Origin of the sequence: Nonomuraea rhizosphaerae (assembly GCF_019396405.1) — a bacterium.
In the GTDB taxonomy this organism is placed as follows: Bacteria; Actinomycetota; Actinomycetes; order Streptosporangiales; family Streptosporangiaceae; genus Nonomuraea; species Nonomuraea rhizosphaerae.
Genome location: NZ_JAHKRL010000103.1, coordinates 1 through 1,896, shown reverse-complemented (window position 1 = coordinate 1,896; position 1,896 = coordinate 1). Strand labels below are relative to the sequence as shown.

Below are 1,896 nucleotides of genomic sequence, written 5' to 3'. Positions count from 1 at the left end.
GGCCGGTCCCGGTGTCCGGGGCCGACCGCCGCCCCGACGATCGTGCTACTTGATGATCTTTACGACCCGGCCGGCGCCGACGGTGCGGCCACCCTCACGGATCGCGAACTTCAGGCCGTCCTCCATGGCGATGGGCTGGATCAGCTCAACGCGCATCTCGGTGTTGTCGCCCGGCATGACCATCTCGGTGCCCTCGGGGAGGTTCACCACACCGGTCACGTCAGTCGTACGGAAGTAGAACTGAGGACGGTAGTTGTTGAAGAACGGCGTGTGACGGCCGCCCTCGTCCTTGGACAGGATGTAGACCTGGCCGGTGAACTCGGTGTGCGGGGTGGTCGTGCCCGGCTTGATGATGCACTGGCCGCGCTCGACCTCGTCACGCTTGATGCCACGCAGCAGCAGGGCGGCGTTGTCGCCGGCCTCGCCCGTGTCGAGCATCTTGTTGAACATCTCGATGCTGGTGACGGTGGTGGTCGTCTTCTCCGGCTTGATGCCGATGATGTCGACCTGCTCGTTGACCTTGACGACACCGCGCTCGATACGGCCGGTGACGACCGTGCCGCGACCGGTGATCGAGAAGACGTCCTCGACCGGCATGAGGAACGGCTTGTCCGTCTCACGGGGCGGCTCGGGCACGTTCTCGTCGACGGCGTTCATCAGCTCGATGATGCTGTCGGCCCACTTCTCGTCGCCCTCAAGAGCCTTGAGCGCGGAGACGCGGACGACGGGCAGGTCGTCGCCGGGGAACTCCTGAGCCGAGAGCAGCTCGCGGACCTCGAGCTCGACGAGCTCCAGGATCTCCTCGTCGTCGACCATGTCGGCCTTGTTGAGGGCCACGACGATGTAGGGGACGCCGACCTGGCGGGCCAGGAGGACGTGCTCCTTCGTCTGCGGCATCGGGCCGTCGGTGGCGGCGACCACGAGGATGGCGCCGTCCATCTGAGCGGCACCGGTGATCATGTTCTTCACGTAGTCGGCGTGACCGGGGCAGTCCACGTGGGCGTAGTGGCGCTTCTCGGTCTGGTACTCGACGTGCGCGATGGAGATCGTGATGCCGCGAGCCTTCTCCTCCGGCGCCTTGTCGATCTTGTCGAACGGCGTCGCCTTGTTCAGCTCGGGGTAACGGTCGTGGAGCACCTTGGTGATCGCCGCGGTCAGCGTGGTCTTGCCGTGGTCGATGTGCCCAATGGTGCCGATGTTCATGTGCGGCTTGTTCCGCTCGAACTTGGCCTTGCCCACTGGTTCTCTCCTTAGAGAATCTGACTGACTTTCGTCTACACACTCGGGCCCGGGAGATCCCGAACCCCTAGTCGGCCGGGCGGCTCTCACCGCCCCGCCAGGGTCGGCCGGACCTCGATCGCTCGGGGCCCGGCCTGGGGTCCCGAGACTATTCGCCCCGGGCCTTCGCGACGATCTCCTTGGCGATGCCCGGGGGCACCTCCGAGTAGGAGTCGAACTGCATGCTGTAGCTCGCGCGCCCCTGCGTCTTGCTACGCAGGTCGCCCACGTAGCCGAACATCTCATTCAGCGGCACGAGGGCCGTGATGACGCGAGCGCCCGCGCGCTCGTCCATCGACTGGATCTGCCCGCGGCGACCGTTGAGGTCACCGATGACGTCACCCATGTAGTCCTCGGGCGTGGTGACCTCGACGGACATCGTCGGCTCCAGGAGCACCGCGTCGGCCTTGCGCGCGGCCTCCTTGAACGCCATCGAGCCGGCGATCTTGAACGCCATCTCCGAGGAGTCGACGTCGTGGGCGGCGCCGTCGGTCAGCGTAACCTTCACGCCGACCATCGGGTAACCGGCCAGGACACCGAACTCGGCGGCCTCCTGGGCGCCGGCGTCGACCGAGGGGATGTACTCCCTCGGGACACGGCCACCCGTGACCTTGTTCT

At 66.2% G+C, this 1,896-nt stretch carries 1 protein-coding gene and 1 pseudogene; both read right to left on the bottom strand.

Going from position 1 to position 1,896, the window contains the following annotated elements:
- Positions 1 to 45 precede the first annotated feature (45 nt).
- On the bottom strand, positions 46 to 1,239 hold the full coding sequence (gene tuf, locus KME77_RS05075) for an elongation factor Tu (RefSeq protein ID WP_219462446.1): 1,194 nt from the start codon (positions 1,237 to 1,239) through the stop codon (positions 46 to 48).
- A 148-nt stretch (positions 1,240 to 1,387) separates the two neighbouring features.
- A pseudogene (gene fusA, locus KME77_RS05070) lies at positions 1,388 to 1,896 on the bottom strand (elongation factor G); the annotation flags it as partial.